The sequence below is a fragment of the Nocardia sp. SYP-A9097 genome, from assembly GCF_009649815.1.
GTDB lineage: Bacteria > Actinomycetota > Actinomycetes > Mycobacteriales > Mycobacteriaceae > Nocardia.
In genome coordinates this window covers 217,160-231,418 of the sequence record NZ_WJIC01000009.1, presented here as the reverse complement: position 1 = coordinate 231,418, position 14,259 = coordinate 217,160, and the positions used below count along the sequence as shown (strand labels likewise).

The window sequence follows — 14,259 nt, the reverse complement described above, 5'->3', positions numbered from 1 at the left end:
CGCCCTGCGCCATTACATCCAAGTCGCGCCGGCCCCTCGCGCTCGATCAGCCCTCGTCATCCCGGCAGGCTTTCGGCAGGGATCCGCACCGGCCGTGTGTCGTCGAGATTCGTGGATCCCGGCCAAAAACGCGCCGGGACGGCGGAGAGCTCCGATGCCGGGCAGTGGAATGGGCTGTGCGCGGCGGTGTTGGTGGGCCGAGGTGCGAGGTTCGGCGGGAGGGTGTGGGAAGCTTCGCATGTGCGAGTAGCTGTGGTTTCCGGGCCTGATCCGGGACATGCGTTTCCGGCGATCGCCCTGTGCCTGCGGATGCTGGCGGCGGGTGATGAGCCGGTGCTGTTCACCAGTCCGCGCTGGTTCGATGCGGCGCAGCGGGCCGGCATCGGGGTGCGGCGATTGAAGGGGCTGGCCCCGCGCGCCGAGGATGACGATTCGGACGCCGGAGCGCGCATCCATCAACGGGCGGCATTTATTTCGACCGAGATCCTGCCCGAGTTGAGCGCCATGCTGCCGGAGCTGGTGGTGTCGGATGTGCTCACCGCCGGCGGCGGAATGGCGGCCGATCGGCTCGGGGTGCCGTGGGTGGAGTTGTCACCGCATCCGCTGTACCTGCCGTCGAAGGGCTTGCCGCCCATCGGAAGTGGGCTCGCGCCGGGGGAGGGGATGCGTGGACGTGCCCGGGATTCGGTGCTTCGCACCTTCACCGCCCGCGATATTCGTCGCGGTGAACTGCAGCGCAGCGCGGCACGCGCGAGTATCGGTCTGCCGGAACATGATCCGGGCCCGGCCGCGCGCCTGATCGCCACCCTGCCCGCGCTCGAGATGCCCCGTCCGGACTGGCCGGAGAACGCGCACCTGGTCGGACCGCTGCTCTGGGAACCGACCGACCGCATCCTGGACCTGCCGCCCGGCGACGAACCCTTGGTCATGGTCGCTCCCTCCACCGCACACACCGGTGTCGCGGACATGGTCGAAACCGTGCTGGCCGGACTCGAAGGCGCGGGCGTCCGAGTCGCCGTCTCCACCCTGGACACCCCGCCCACGACGCTACCCTCCTGGGCCACAGCCGGTTTGGGCCGTCAGGACGAACTGCTCCGCCACGCCGCGGTGGTAATCGGCGGCGGCGGCCACGGCCTGCTCGCCAAATCCCTCCTCGCGGGCGTCCCCGTCGTCACCATCCCCGGTGGCGGCGACCAATGGGAACTCGCGAATCGCGCAGTCCGCCAAGGCAGTTCGATCCTGGTCCGCCCTCTCACCCCCGAAGCCGTCCGCGACGCGGTCAAGCAGATCCTCGACGATCCCGCCTACACCACCGCCGCCCAATCCGCCGCGGCCGGAGCGACAGTCGTCTCCGACCCGGTCCAGATCTGCCACGACATCCGCGACGCCGCCCACGCCTAGGCTGCCGGGCGCGCGCATTTCGAGCGGCGTGCGCTCCTCGAGATGCCGCCTCTCGTCATCCCGGCGTGCTTTTGGCCGGGATCCACTGTGGCGTCGGCTCCAGCTGGTTTCGGAGCTTCCCGGCCGTGGCGTAGGCTCGCGGCCGTGCGATTGATGGAGTTCCAGGAGCTGTTGCATACCGAATTCGGTACGGCGCGTGGTGATGCGCTGCTCAGCGATCATGTGCTGCCGCGGATCGGGAAGACGGGGGCGCAGGCCATCGACTCGGGAATCGATCCGCGTGATGTGTGGCGGGCGTTGTGCTCGGAATTCGATGTGCCGAAGACCCGGTGGTGAGGATCTACTCGTCCGGGTGGGTCTTCTTCGCGTAGTGCCGGGTGGCCTTGGCGCGATTACCGCAGGTCGCCATCGAATGCCAGCGGCGGGTGCCGTTCTTCGAGGTGTCGTGGAACCAGAGCACGCAATTGGGGTGCGCGCACTGTTTGACGCGGTCGGGGGCCGCGGCCAGCAGATTCAGTAGATTGTCGGCGGCCAGCCAGGCGGGGAACCATTCGGCGTGCCGGACATCGGGTTCGGCGGTAGGGCCGGCGGGGGTGAGGGTGCGGCGGATGCGGCCGTGCTCGAGCACCCTATTGAGATCATCGGCGGACTCACCGCGAACCGTGCGCAGAATCGCCTCGCGAGCGGCGACGACGGCGCGCAGCATGGGCGCGTCGGCCTCGACGGCGAGGTCGTTCTCGGCCAGCCATCGACGCAGTCCCGCGACATCGGTGAGCAGATCCTGCGGTCCGCCCGCGTCGATCCAGCGGGTGTTGAGCAGGTCCAGCGCGATCGGTTCGCCGAGGTGGGGGCGTGGAACAGGCACGCTTGAGAGTAACTGCCGGAGTTCTGTCATTGCGGGAACGCCTCCTCTCTAACCGGTGTTAATCATTTTGAAGGTTGACAGCAGGATCGCTGCGCCGCTATTTTCTAACCAGTCAAACAATAATTAATAGTTAAATCTTCCCGGAGGGCTCATCATGACCGCACCCGCGCTCGCCACCGGCCACATCGGCCTCAATGTCACCGACCTCGACCGCTCGGTCGACTTCTACCGCCGCGCACTCGGCCTCGAAGAACTCGGCGCGGGCGGTGAGGGCGGGCAGCGCTTCGCCTTTTTCGGCGCGCAAGGCAAGCTACAGGTAACCCTGTGGCAGCAGAGCGACGGCGAGTTCTCCGCGAAAACCCCGGGGCTGCACCATCTTTCATTCCAGGTCGACAGCATCGAGCAGGTGCGTGCGGTCGAGTCGGTGCTGAAGGAACTGCGGGTGACCTTCGCGCACGACGGCGTGGTGGCGCACGGCGAGGGCGTGGCCTCCGGCGGCATCTTCTTCACCGATCCGGACGGGATTCGCCTGGAGGTGTACGCGCCCACCGGTGCCGAACACGCCCCGGCTCCGAGCGGCGCGGCTCCCACCTGCGGCTTCTTCTGAACCGGAATATCCGGGACCGCCTCGGAATTCGCTAGATCGGGTCGATCGGCCCGCCGACAGGAGCGCACCATGACCATCGCCTATCACCCCGGTGAGCTGGCCGTGCAGGAACGGCTGGGTCAGGCCGATATCGCGCAGCGGGTCGGCCGCATGATTCGTGCCGAAATTCCCTCGGCCGCAGCGGAGTTCCTGGCCGCGCAGCCGATGGTCGTGCTGGCCGCCGCCGATGCCGCGGGCGCGCTCTGGGCGAGTCCGCTGGTGGGCCCGGCCGGATTCGCGCGGGCGATCGGCGATCGTTCGATAGTCGTGGACGCGCTGCCGGCCTCCGGTGACCCGCTCGCCGAATCACTGCGTGGTGCACGGCATGTCGGCCTCATCGCGCTGCAGCCGCAGCTGCGCCGCCGCATGCGGGTCAATGGCCGTGCCGAGCCGACCGCGACGGGCGTGCGGATCGAAACCGATCAGGTGTACTCCAACTGCCCGAAGTACATCTCGCGCCGCGATATCGAAGACTGGTCGGAGACCGGTGCCGCGGCGGCGCGCTCGTCGAATGCGCTCGATCCCGCTCAGCAGCAGGCGATCTCGGCGGCGGATGCCTTCTTCATTGCCTCCGCCGACCCGAACGGCAATGCCGACGCCTCCCATCGCGGCGGCAATCCAGGCTTCCTGCAGGTACTTTCACCGACCCGCCTGCGCTGGCCGGACTATCGCGGCAACTCCATGTTCATGACCCTGGGCAATATCGCCGCCGACCCGCGCTGCGGACTGCTCATCCCCGACTGGCGCACCGGCACCACCCTGCAACTCACCGGAACCGCCGCAATCACCTGGGATGAAACGGTATTCACCACCGGGGCGCAATGCGCCATCGACTTCACCCTCACCCGGGTGGTGGAGATCTCCGGCGCGACCCCGCTGCGCTGGAGCGATCCCGAACTCTCACCCGTCAACCCGTGAAAGGACTCGTCATGCGACCCCCACTGCCACCCTTCGATCAGGAGTCCGCCGAACTCAAGGTCCGCGCCGCCGAAAACGCCTGGAACACCCGCGATCCCGAGAAGGTCGCCCAGGCGTACACCGAGGATTCGGTATGGCGCAACCGCGACGAGTTCATGACCGGCCGTGCCGAGATCGTGGATTTCCTGAAGCGCAAATGGTCCACCGAGAACGGTTACGCCCTGCGCAAACAACTCTGGAGCTTCCACGACAACCGCATCGCGGTGCGCTTCCAATACGAATGGCACGACGAGTCCGGCCAATGGTGGCGCAGCTACGGCAACGAACTCTGGGAATTCAGCCCCGAGGGCCTGATGTCCCGCCGCGAAGCCAGCATCAACGACACCCGCATCGCGGAATCCGATCGCCGCATCTTCGGTACGCGCAGCTCCGAAGACGACGAATGGTTACTGCCGCTCGAATGAGCCGCGAGGAACCGGGTTTTCGGGGCGGTGGTCTGCCGGCGCTTTCGACCAGCTCATCGAAAGCGCCTGTCCCGCTCGGCCATCGCGGCGGGCAGTGCCGCGATGGCCAGTGGGGCGGGTGAATGCCGCGGCGGAATTGCCTCGGCCCCATCAATACTCGGTGATCTTGCGCCCGCACGGCAGCCTGCCCGCACCCCTCATCCCGGTGGTGCCAGCACCACCGCCTCACCGGCAGCCGTTCCGGCTAGCGCCTGTGCGGGTGGCGAGGGTGCGGCTGGAGCGGATGCGTCAGCTCAATCGACCAGCGCGTGTTCCGCGGATATCGGCGCGACTCGCGCCCGCGCCCGGCGGAACAGAGCGAACGACAGCGCGCCGAAGACCAGGCCGACGACGCAGGCGACCATGAATGCGGTATCGAGTCCATCCACGAAGTGCGCCGGCGGAATTGGATGACCCTCACCGGCGGTGCTGCGGAAGACGGTGCCCAGCACGGCGACTCCCAATGCCAAGCCCAACTGGCGGGCCGTGTTCACCGCGCCCGCGGCTGTTCCGCCCTGTTGCGGCGGCACCGCGGCCATGGCTGTCGACACCAGGGCGGGAGCGTTGACGCCCGCGCCCGCGCCGATCACCACCAGGCCGGGAATCAAAGCGGTCCAGGAGGATCCGGTGCCGACCAAGGTCAGCAGGCCCGCGCCGATGCCGATTACCACCAGCCCGAGGCCGATCGTCCAAGCGGGCGAGGCATCGTGCAGGAAGCGGCCCGTCACACCGGCAACCACGAATGCCGCGGCCGCCATCGGCAGCATGGCCAGGCCGGTGCGCAATGGGCTCATATGCAGCTGCTGCTGCAACCACAGGGAGATCAGTGGTGAGGCGGCGAAGGCCGCGAAGGTTTGCCCGGACGCGCCGATCAGAGTCCCGCCGAAGGTACGGTTGCGTAGCAGCGGCAGTGGGAACATCGGTGCGGCACTGCGGGATTCGATGACTGTGAACAGCACGGCCGCCACCGCACCGGCGACCAGGGCGGCCACGGCGGCGGCATCTGTCCAACCGTGTTCGCCGCCACGGATGATGCCGAAAGTCACCCCGGTCGCCGCGATCGTGAAGGCGGCCATACCGGGCAGATCCGCGCGATGACCCGAATGCCGTTGCGAGACAGGGAAAGCGACCACCGAGAGCGCGACGGTGACCGCCGCGATCGGCAGGTTCACGAAGAAGATCCATCGCCAGGACAGCAGATCGGTGAGCACACCACCCAGCACCACGCCGAGCGCGGCGGCCGCACCGCTCACCGCTCCCCAGGCGCCGAACGCGATACCGCGATCACGGCCGGTGTAGGTGGCGTTCAGCAGCGACAGCGTGGTCGCGAACATGGCCGCGCCGCCGATACCCTGCAGGACCCGTGCGAACACGAGAATGCCGGTGTCCCCGGCCATTCCGCAGATCAGCGAGGAGATTGCGAAGACGGTCAGACCGGCCAGATAGACGGGTTTCGCGCCGAGTCGGTCGGCGAGCGAGCCGATCACCAGCAGTAGCGCCGCCAGCGCCAGGGCGTAGCCGTCGACGATCCATTGCAGGCCGGACAGGCCCGCATCCAGGTCGTCGGCTATCGCGGGCAGCGCGACATTGACGATGGTGACATCGATGAGCAGCATCAGCGTGCCTAGGCACGCGGCGAACAAGGGGAGCCATTTCCGCACGGGGAGCCTCCAGAAAGGGTGAACGATTTCGACGTTCAGCGTGCGACCCGCGTCGCTTTCGGCACACTCGCGGCGGGGTTTTCGTTAGATTCCCTCTATGGCCACCGAATTGCCCGGAGAATCCGCCATTCTCGATGACCTCGACAAGCGAATCGTGCACGGGCTGGTCGTAGATGCGCGTATACCGTTCGCGAAACTCGGTGCCATCCTTGATGTTTCGGAGCAGACGGTGGCGCGGCGCTATCGTGCGATGCGGCAGCGTGGCGTGCTGCACATCTCCGGGCAGATCAATGTGGTCCCGCTCGGGCACGCGCGATGGATTCTGCGCATTCGCTCCACGCCCAGTGGGGCATTCCGGCTGGCGGAGGCGCTGGCGCGACTGCCCGAACTCAGCTGGGTCTCACTGCTCTCCACCGGTTCGGAGGTGATGTGCGTGAGCCGCGCGCGCACCGCGGAGCGGCGAGATGCCTTGCTGCTCAAGCTGATTCCTGGCACCCCGCAGGTGACCGGATTGATCGCGCACGAGGTCATGCACAATTTCCCGCTGGACGAGGACTGGCCGCGCTACAGCGCGATGCTCACCGCCGAGCAGCTACGGGCGCTGGGTCCCGGCCGCCCGGTGCAGGACGCGGCGGTCCTGGACGCACCCGTCGCGCTGACGCCCGCGGACGAGGCCATGCTCGCCATCCTGGCGCGGGACGGCCGCGCGCCCTACGCGCAACTCGCGGCGGCCACGGGCTGGAGTGCGCCACGGGTGGCGCGGCGCATGGCCGAGCTGCTCGAATCCGGGGTGCTGTACTTCGATCTCGATTTCGCGCTCGAACGCATGGGAGTCACTGTGCGCGCGGCGATCTGGCTGCGGGTGCGGCCGGCCGATCTCGCGGCGGTGGGCGCGGCGCTGGCGACCTGTCCGGAGGTCACCTATGTCGCGGCCACCACCGGGCCGACCACCATGACGGCCGCGCTGGTCTGCCGCGACACCGCGCACCTGTACCGGTTCGTCACCGAGCGGCTCGGCGCGCTCGACGGGATCACCGATGTGGAGGTGACGCCGGCGCTGCGGCTGTTCAAGCAGGCGCAGGTGCTGATGGATGCCGGTCGCATCACGCTGGTCCGCTGACCTGTATTACCGCGCGGGGTCGATTCGTGGTCCGGAAAATTTCCGTCCCGCGTGTCGGCGGGTGTGGTGTTTGCCTCGAACACCTGTTCGTTTAAGCTCGGCGTCGGAACTTGTCGGTGGCTCCCTCTAACGTGAGCGCCAACCACAGCACGTGACAACCCGTCGAAAAGGGGAACCAGAGGATGGCACCACAGCCTTTTGACCGCGACAAGGCGCTCGAGCTGGCGTTGGCTCAGATCGAGAAGGGCTTCGGCAAGGGCGCGGTCATGCGCCTCGGCGAGGAGGTGCGCCAGCCCATCTCGGTGATTCCGACAGGTTCCATCGCACTGGACGTCGCCCTCGGTATCGGCGGTCTGCCGCGCGGGCGCGTCGTCGAGATCTACGGTCCGGAATCTTCCGGTAAGACCACCGTCGCCCTGCACGCCGTCGCCAATGCCCAGGCCCTCGGCGGTGTCGCCGCCTTCATCGATGCCGAGCACGCGCTCGACCCGGAGTACGCCCGCAAGCTCGGTGTCGACACCGACGCGCTGCTGGTCTCCCAGCCAGACACCGGTGAGCAGGCCCTGGAAATCGCCGACATGCTGGTGCGTTCCGGCGCCATCGACATCATCGTCATCGACTCCGTTGCCGCCCTGGTGCCGCGCGCGGAAATCGAAGGCGAAATGGGTGACAGCCACGTCGGCCTGCAGGCCCGCCTGATGAGCCAGGCGCTGCGCAAGATGACGGGCGCCCTGAACAATTCGGGCACCACCGCCATCTTCATCAACCAGCTGCGCGAGAAGATCGGCGTCATGTTCGGCTCGCCGGAGACCACCACCGGTGGTAAGGCGCTGAAGTTCTACGCCTCGGTCCGCCTGGATGTGCGCCGCATCGAGACCCTCAAGGACGGCACCGACGCGGTCGGTAACCGCACCCGCGTGAAGGTCGTCAAGAACAAGGTCAGCCCGCCGTTCAAGCAGGCCGAGTTCGACATTCTCTACGGTATCGGCATCTCCAAGGAGGGCTCGATCATCGATATGGGTGTCGAGCACGGCTTCATCCGCAAGTCCGGCTCCTGGTACACCTACGAGGGCGACCAGCTCGGCCAGGGCAAGGAGAACGCCCGCAAGTTCCTGCTCGAGAACAATGACGTGCGGGACGAGATCGAGAAGAAGATCAAGGAGAAGCTCGGCATCGGGGCGGACGTCACCGCCACCGAGGCCCCCGCCGACTTCTGATCCGCATGACCGACAGGTCCACCCCCGAGTCCCGGCCCACCCGGCCGGGGCCCGAGGACTCCCGCCTCGACGCGGTAGAACGCCTCCGCCGCCAACTCGACGCCCTCGAATCCCGCGGCACCCGTTCGCCTTCGAAGCGTTCCGGTTCCCAAGGCGGCTCCGGTTCCCGAGGCTCAGGCACTTCGGGCTCCAGCGCTTGGGATGCCCCCAGCACCTGGGACGACTCCGGCTCTGCCGCAGCCCCCACCCGCTGGACAAATACGGCCGCAGACTCCGACTCCACCAAATGGTCGGAGTCCAGCACCGATTCGACCTCAACTCGCTGGTCCGAATCCGCCGCCGATTCCGACGCCCAACTCTGGGTAGAACGCCGCCAGCCAACCCGCCGCCGGCCGACCGAGCAGCGAGAGGAAGCGCCCCCCACTGACCGAGAAGACGCGGCAACCCTTGCCGCGCAGGACGATTCCGCGGACTCGCGGCGTACTCCGCCCGACAGCCGTTCGCCTCACCCCCGGCGCTCTCTTCGTCAAGGTGACGGCGAAAAACCGACAACCGGTGCGGCAGCAGAAGGTTCCGCCGATCGCGAGCGAACAACTGCGGTTGCCGGCGATGACGAATCGACCGGTGTGCGTCGTGGCCGCCGCTCGCGCCGTCGCGATGAGGATGGCGTCTCGGCAAGCGGTGTGGGGGAAGGCGATTTCGATGAGTCTCGCGAGCGTGGTTCCCGGCGTGGTGGGCGCGGCAGCCGTTCGGGTTACGGCCCGGTCGAGCCGCTGCCCGGTGGCGGTACCGATGCCCAGGCCAAGGAGATCTGCCTGCGTCTGCTCACCGACCGTGATCGCAGTCGCGCCGAACTCGCGGATCGTTTGGCCGCCAAGGGTTACAGCACCGAAGTAGCGGACCGGGTCCTGAATCGCCTCACCGAAGTCGGTCTCATCAATGACGCCGCATTTGCTCAGCAGTGGGTCTACTCCCGCCACACATATTCCGGTAAGGGCAAGAAAGTCCTCGCCGAGGAGCTCCGCCGCAAAGGCATCTCCCAGCAGCACGCCGATGAAGCCCTGGCATCCCTCACCCCCGAGGCCGAGTCCTCTCGCGCCGAGGACCTGGTCCGCCAAAAACTCGGCTCCCTGCCCCCAACCATGGACCGCGACAAGGCAACCCGCCGCCTGGTCTCCCTCCTGGCCCGCAAAGGCTACGACCCCGGGACCGCATTCGGCGTCGTAACCACGGCCCTGCGATCCACCGACTTCCCCGAACCCGTCAGGTCGCGCGGACCCGGCCAGCCGGCCACCTCCCAGACCCCCGCCGAAGCGGATTCCGGCGCAATGGAATCCGCATCCGAACGCGGTACCGGAGGATTCGGATCGGCCGCGCGCGGCACCGGCGCATCCGAAACGACCGAACTCGACGCCGACGCGGCCACCGAGTTGGTCCGCCGCAAACTCCGCACCTTCCCCCCAACCCTGGACCGCCAGAAGGCAATCACCCGCCTGGTCGGCATGCTCGCCCGCCGCGGCTACACCTCATCGATCGCCTTCGCGATAGTCACCCCCGAAGTCGAGGCCGCCGGTTTCACCACGATCGGCAAACCCTCGATGCGTGCTGCCGGCGCCGCCACCGCCGAACCATCCGATTCGTCGCTCGAGGAGTCGGAAGACGCCGAGCCCGATGCGGCCACCGAGTTGGTTCGCCGCAAACTCCGCACCTTCCCGCCGAACCTGGACCGGCAGAAGGTGATCACCCGCTTGGTGGGGATGCTCGCTCGCCGTGGTTACAACCAATCCGCTGCCTACGCACTGGTCAAGGCTGAGCTTGCCGCCGCCGATCTCGACCGGGGTTGACGGTTTGGTCCCCCGAGTGCATCCCCCTCTACCATCCCATTCGGTCGATTCCCCGGGAGAGACGCAACACGGATGTACTCACGCAGGTAAACGTCGAGTAGCCCGCTGTGTGAGTACATCCATGTTGCAGCACCCTGCCGGTCGGTATGTGGGGTAGTTCTCGGGGCGGGCGGCACTTTTGCCGCTATCTCGATGAACGAGCGGGCCAAGTGGCGGCGGAGATCGAGAGGGGTTCAGTGCACGATTCTGCTGTGCGGGCGGGGGCCGCGGCGGGGGCGGCGGGTGTCGGCGCGTTGGGAGGGGCGGGGAGACGCAAAGCGGGGGAGGGGAGTTCGGGGAGTTGGTTGGGGTGCGGGTGGGTGTAGGCGTTTGCGGGCCTCGGAGAGCATGAGGGCGCCGAGGGCGGCGGCGAGGGCGGTGCAGAGGGCGGCCAGGGGGGTGATGCAGGCGAGCAGGAGCAGGCCCAGGCGGAATTGTCTTCGGGCGCTGTCCGCTTCGCTCATGTACAGCAGTATGCGAGGTGGGGATGGTTGTTGTCCGAGGCTCGGGGACATTGGCCCGAAGTCGGGATCGCCAACCCCGCATTCATCCTGGGCAAGCCATCGCTATTTGGTCAGGTCCATGCCGGGGGCCGCGGTGATGGCATTGGCGGGGACCACTGCGCGGGTGCCGCGTTTGCGGGTGCGGAGCCAGCGTTCCAGGCGGGTGGCGATCACGCTCAGCGTGTAGTTGAGGGTGATCATGATGGCGGCGATCACCAGCAGGGCGGGGATGGTGTTCTGTTCGGCCGCGCCGAGCTGTTTACCGGCGCGCACCACCTCCACATAGGTGATCTGGTAGCCGAGGGCCGAATCCTTCAGCGCCACAACCATTTGCGAGACCAGCGCGGGCAGCATGGCGGTAATCGCCTGCGGCAGCAGCACCAGTCGCATGACCTGGTTCTTGCGCAGGCCGAGCGCCACCGCGGCCTCGGATTGCCCGCGCGGCAGCGAGCGGATACCCGAGCGCACGATCTCCGCGATCACCGACCCGTTGTAGATGGTCAGCGCCGTCACCACCGCCGCCAAGGCCAGCTGATCGGACGGGAACACATTGTTCTGCGAGAAGACCGCGAACAGGAAGATCATCAGGATCAGCACCGGAATGGCGCGCGCGAGCTCCACGACCGTCCCGGCGAAAATCCGCACACTGCGATGCTCGGAGAGCCGCAGAATGCCGAACACCATGCCGATCACCAGCGCGAACACAATCGACAGCACCGCTGCCTCGATGGTCCCGCGCAGACCCGGCAGCAGATAGGTGGACCAGATGTCCGCTTCCAGGAACGGCTTCCACTTATCGGCCGCGAACTGCCCCTTATCGCTGAGCGCGCTGTAGATGAACCACAGCACGACCGCCGCCACCACGACGACCCCGCCCGAGTAGATCCGATACCGCAGCCGCGCGCGGGGCCCCGGAGCGTCGTACAGAACCGATGCCGAGCTCATCGCGCAACCTCATATCGTTTGGCCAGCCAGCCGAAGAGCAGGCCGGTGGGCAGGGTCAGCAGCACGAAGCCGAGCGCGAAGATCGCGCCGATGGCCAGTGGTGCGGCCTCGTTCTCGTTCATGGTGTCCATCAGCAGCGCGGCCTCGCCGACACCGATCACCGAAGCGACGGTGGAGTTCTTGGTCAATGCGATGAACACACTGCCGAGCGGGCCGATAATGGCGCGAAATGCCTGCGGCAGCACCACGAGTCGCAGATTCTGCAGGAAGGTCAGGCCGAGTGAACGCCCCGCCTCGGACTGCCCCAGCGGCACCGTATTGATGCCCGAGCGCAGTGATTCGCAGACGAAAGCCGCTGTGTAGACACCCAATCCGAGCACCCCGAACCGAAAGTTGTTCTCCGCGATGTCATTTGTGCCCGCCGGAGCCAGTTTCATGCCGAGCGTCGAGTACAACCCGATCGAGCAGAAGATAACGATCAGCGTAAGTGGCGTATTGCGAAAGATATTGACGTACGCCGTGCCGAGCCACCGCGCGACCGGCACCGGCGCGACCCGCATTCCGGCCACGATCGTGCCCAGAACCAGCGCCAGCACAGCCGAGTACAGCGTCAGTTTGATGGTCACCCAGAATGAATCCAGTAACTGGGTGTGGTAGTCCGAAATCAAGTTGAACACGGCGCGCGCGTCCCTCCGTTCACAGTATTTCTCCGCGAAATACGAAGTGTGCCGGGCGGATTCACCGCCCGGCACATCGGTTCAACTCAGTACCGGTCGACCTGCGGCGGCGCCGGGATCTCGAAACCGGTTCCGGCGAAGTTCTTTTCGAGCGCCGCCTTCCAGGAACCGTCCGCGATCATGGCCTCGATGGCGTCATTGATCTTGTTGCGGATCTCGGTATCGCCCTTCTTGACACCGATTCCGTACTTCTCGGTGGTGAACGGCTTACCGACCACCTTCAGCGCACCCGGCGACTGCGCCGCGTAACCACGCAGAATGATGTCATCGGTGGTCAGCGCGTCCACGGACCCGGACTTGAGCGCCTCCACGCACAGCGAGTACGTGTCGTACTCCTGCAGCTGAACATCCTTGGCGTACTTGTCCTTGATGTTCTGCGCCGGGGTCGAACCCTTCACCGAGCACAGCTTCTTATTGCCGTTGAGCGAATCGGCGCCGGTGATATCGGTATTGTCCGAACGCACCAGCAGCGACTGCCCGGTCACGTAGTACGGACCCGCGAAATCGACCTTCTCCTTGCGCTTATCGGTGATCGAGTAGGTCGCGGCGATGAAATCGACCTGCCCGTTCTGCAGCAGCGTCTCGCGCTGCGCCGACGGCGACTCCTTGAACGTGATGTTCTCCGGCTTCACACCCAGCTTCGCGCCGATGTACTTGGCCACATCCACGTCGAAGCCGCTGAACGAGCCGTCCTTGTTGTGCAGGCCCAGACCCGGCTGGTCGTACTTGATACCGACGGTGAGCTTGCCGTTGGCGGCATTGTCGCCGGCCGACTTGTCGCTGCCCCCACCACATCCGGTGGCGACGACGGCCAGGGCGAGTGCCCCGGCCGCGACCTTGAGTACCTGGTTGAAACGCATCGGGAGTCCTTCTGGTGTAGGGAGATCAGGCTCTGTAGCGATGGATCAATGGCTGAGGATTTTGCCGAGGAAGTCCTTCGCGCGATCGGATTTGGGTGCGGTGAAGAAGGCGTCCGGATCGGTGTCCTCGACAATCTGCCCGTCGGCCATGAACAGCACGCGATTGCCCGCGCGCCGCGCGAAGCCCATCTCGTGCGTGACCACGACCATGGTCATACCGTCCTTGGCCAGCTGCACCATCACCTCGAGCACCTCGGAGACCATCTCCGGGTCGAGTGCGGAGGTGGGCTCGTCGAAGAGCATCACCTTGGGATTCATGGCCAGCGCGCGGGCGATTGCCACTCGCTGCTGCTGTCCACCGGACAATTGCGCCGGATACTTGTCCGCCTGATTGGCGATGCCGACCCGCTCCAGCAATTCCATGGCGTGCTTGCGGGCCTGGGTCTTGTCGGTGCCGCGCACCTTCACCGGCGCGAGCATGACGTTCTCGACAATGGTCTTGTGCGCGAACAGATTGAAGGACTGGAACACCATCCCCACGTCGGCGCGCAGTTTGGCCAGGGCCTTGCCCTCATCGGGCAGGTTCGCCCCGTCGATGGCGATTTCCCCGGAGTCGATGGTCTCGAGTCGATTGATGGTGCGGCACAGGGTCGACTTGCCGGAGCCGGATGGTCCCACCACGATCACGACCTGCCCGGAGGGCACTTCGAGATTGATGTCACGCAGCACGTGCAGCGAGCCGAAGTGCTTGTCCACACTCCGCATCGAAATCATCGGCGCGGACTTGCTGATGGATTCAGGCGCGTCGGTCATGACCTGTGACCTTAGAGGCACTGTGCCCGAAATGCTCGTCTTTGGTCTGAGCGCAGGTACTGTGCCGCGACTCGACACCCTCCCGTAACCGGGGATTGACGCCGCAGTGATCGCGGAGACGCAGGTCACCGCAGCCGGACGGGTTTACGGGCCGCGGAGGCCAACGATTACCCTGGTTGGGTGAATT

General features: G+C 66.4%; 15 protein-coding genes and 1 pseudogene. 9 read left to right on the top strand and 7 right to left on the bottom strand.

Annotated features, from left to right (window positions below; genetic code table 11):
- Nucleotides 1–240 precede the first annotated feature (240 nt).
- Together GFY24_RS20420 and GFY24_RS20415 are read left to right on the top strand one after the other, a co-directional pair.
- Nucleotides 241–1,401 (top strand): nucleotide disphospho-sugar-binding domain-containing protein, encoded by a 1,161-nt coding sequence (locus GFY24_RS20420; protein ID WP_309231091.1) that lies wholly within the window; start codon nt 241–243, stop codon nt 1,399–1,401.
- A 144-nt stretch (nt 1,402–1,545) separates the two neighbouring features.
- Entirely contained in the window at nt 1,546–1,737 is a 192-nt protein-coding gene (locus tag GFY24_RS20415) for a DUF3046 domain-containing protein (protein ID WP_309231090.1), read from the top strand.
- A gap of 4 nt (nt 1,738–1,741) precedes the next feature.
- Here the strand turns inward: GFY24_RS20415 and GFY24_RS20410 are convergent, their stop codons facing one another.
- Entirely contained in the window at nt 1,742–2,266 is a 525-nt protein-coding gene (locus GFY24_RS20410) for a CGNR zinc finger domain-containing protein (RefSeq protein ID WP_309231089.1), read from the bottom strand.
- A 154-nt stretch (nt 2,267–2,420) separates the two neighbouring features.
- Between GFY24_RS20410 and GFY24_RS20405 the strand changes: the two genes are divergently transcribed.
- The 3 genes from GFY24_RS20405 (at nt 2,421) to GFY24_RS20395 (ending at nt 4,294) form a co-directional block, all read left to right on the top strand.
- Nucleotides 2,421–2,873 carry a VOC family protein gene (locus tag GFY24_RS20405; RefSeq protein WP_153806649.1) on the top strand — a complete coding sequence of 151 codons (453 nt, stop codon included), beginning with the start codon at nt 2,421–2,423 and terminating at the stop codon, nt 2,871–2,873.
- 75 nt (nt 2,874–2,948) lie between these two features.
- Entirely contained in the window at nt 2,949–3,830 is an 882-nt protein-coding gene (locus tag GFY24_RS20400; RefSeq protein WP_309231100.1) for a pyridoxamine 5'-phosphate oxidase family protein, read from the top strand.
- A gap of 11 nt (nt 3,831–3,841) precedes the next feature.
- Nucleotides 3,842–4,294: a nuclear transport factor 2 family protein gene (locus GFY24_RS20395; RefSeq protein ID WP_153806647.1), complete on the top strand. Its 453-nt coding sequence runs from the start codon at nt 3,842–3,844 to the stop codon at nt 4,292–4,294.
- A 293-nt stretch (nt 4,295–4,587) separates the two neighbouring features.
- Here GFY24_RS20395 and GFY24_RS20390 read toward each other — a convergent pair whose 3' ends face one another.
- Nucleotides 4,588–5,994 carry an MFS transporter gene (locus GFY24_RS20390; protein WP_309231088.1) on the bottom strand — a complete coding sequence of 469 codons (1,407 nt, stop codon included), beginning with the start codon at nt 5,992–5,994 and terminating at the stop codon, nt 4,588–4,590.
- Nucleotides 5,995–6,091: 97 nt separating this feature from the next.
- Between GFY24_RS20390 and GFY24_RS20385 the strand changes: the two genes are divergently transcribed.
- The 4 genes and pseudogenes from GFY24_RS20385 to GFY24_RS43780 all read left to right on the top strand — a co-directional run bounded on the left by GFY24_RS20385 (nt 6,092) and on the right by GFY24_RS43780 (nt 10,175).
- A complete protein-coding gene (locus GFY24_RS20385; protein ID WP_153806646.1) occupies nt 6,092–7,114 on the top strand; it encodes an Lrp/AsnC family transcriptional regulator in 1,023 nt (340 codons plus the stop codon).
- A 182-nt stretch (nt 7,115–7,296) separates the two neighbouring features.
- On the top strand, nt 7,297–8,331 hold the full coding sequence (recA, locus tag GFY24_RS20380; RefSeq protein WP_153806645.1) for a recombinase RecA: 1,035 nt from the start codon (nt 7,297–7,299) through the stop codon (nt 8,329–8,331).
- Between the two features lie 773 nt (nt 8,332–9,104).
- A pseudogene (gene recX, locus GFY24_RS42130) lies at nt 9,105–9,569 on the top strand (recombination regulator RecX); the annotation flags it as partial.
- Between the two features lie 90 nt (nt 9,570–9,659).
- Nucleotides 9,660–10,175, top strand: coding sequence for a hypothetical protein (locus tag GFY24_RS43780; RefSeq protein WP_375336071.1), 516 nt, complete (start codon nt 9,660–9,662; stop codon nt 10,173–10,175).
- 233 nt (nt 10,176–10,408) lie between these two features.
- Here GFY24_RS43780 and GFY24_RS20365 read toward each other — a convergent pair whose 3' ends face one another.
- From GFY24_RS20365 to GFY24_RS20345, 5 genes are all read right to left on the bottom strand, one after another.
- On the bottom strand, nt 10,409–10,678 hold the full coding sequence (locus tag GFY24_RS20365) for a hypothetical protein (protein WP_153806644.1): 270 nt from the start codon (nt 10,676–10,678) through the stop codon (nt 10,409–10,411).
- A gap of 102 nt (nt 10,679–10,780) precedes the next feature.
- Nucleotides 10,781–11,662, bottom strand: coding sequence for an amino acid ABC transporter permease (locus GFY24_RS20360; protein ID WP_153806643.1), 882 nt, complete (start codon nt 11,660–11,662; stop codon nt 10,781–10,783).
- Nucleotides 11,659–12,339 (bottom strand): amino acid ABC transporter permease, encoded by a 681-nt coding sequence (locus GFY24_RS20355; protein WP_309231087.1) that lies wholly within the window; start codon nt 12,337–12,339, stop codon nt 11,659–11,661. Before GFY24_RS20355 ends, GFY24_RS20360 begins: the two co-directional genes overlap by 4 nt.
- An 86-nt stretch (nt 12,340–12,425) precedes the next feature.
- Nucleotides 12,426–13,259 carry a glutamate ABC transporter substrate-binding protein gene (locus GFY24_RS20350; protein WP_153806642.1) on the bottom strand — a complete coding sequence of 278 codons (834 nt, stop codon included), beginning with the start codon at nt 13,257–13,259 and terminating at the stop codon, nt 12,426–12,428.
- A 45-nt stretch (nt 13,260–13,304) separates the two neighbouring features.
- Nucleotides 13,305–14,033, bottom strand: a complete 729-nt coding sequence (locus GFY24_RS20345; protein WP_194852952.1) for an amino acid ABC transporter ATP-binding protein — start codon at nt 14,031–14,033, stop codon at nt 13,305–13,307.
- Nucleotides 14,034–14,259 lie beyond the last annotated feature (226 nt).

What these genes read in the sequence shown, in the direction of transcription:
- GFY24_RS20365 (WP_153806644.1), bottom strand. Translation starts at nt 10,678, where the DNA reads ATGAGCGAAGCGGACAGCGCCCGAAGACAATTCCGCCTGGGCCTGCTC.
- GFY24_RS20405 (WP_153806649.1), top strand. Translation starts at nt 2,421, where the DNA reads ATGACCGCACCCGCGCTCGCCACCGGCCACATCGGCCTCAATGTCACC.
- recA (WP_153806645.1), top strand. Translation starts at nt 7,297, where the DNA reads ATGGCACCACAGCCTTTTGACCGCGACAAGGCGCTCGAGCTGGCGTTG.
- GFY24_RS20345 (WP_194852952.1), bottom strand. Translation starts at nt 14,033, where the DNA reads ATGATTTCGATGCGGAGTGTGGACAAGCACTTCGGCTCGCTGCACGTG.
- GFY24_RS20395 (WP_153806647.1), top strand. Translation starts at nt 3,842, where the DNA reads ATGCGACCCCCACTGCCACCCTTCGATCAGGAGTCCGCCGAACTCAAG.
- GFY24_RS43780 (WP_375336071.1), top strand. Translation starts at nt 9,660, where the DNA reads ATGGAATCCGCATCCGAACGCGGTACCGGAGGATTCGGATCGGCCGCG.
- GFY24_RS20385 (WP_153806646.1), top strand. Translation starts at nt 6,092, where the DNA reads ATGGCCACCGAATTGCCCGGAGAATCCGCCATTCTCGATGACCTCGAC.
- GFY24_RS20360 (WP_153806643.1), bottom strand. Translation starts at nt 11,662, where the DNA reads ATGAGCTCGGCATCGGTTCTGTACGACGCTCCGGGGCCCCGCGCGCGG.
- GFY24_RS20350 (WP_153806642.1), bottom strand. Translation starts at nt 13,259, where the DNA reads ATGCGTTTCAACCAGGTACTCAAGGTCGCGGCCGGGGCACTCGCCCTG.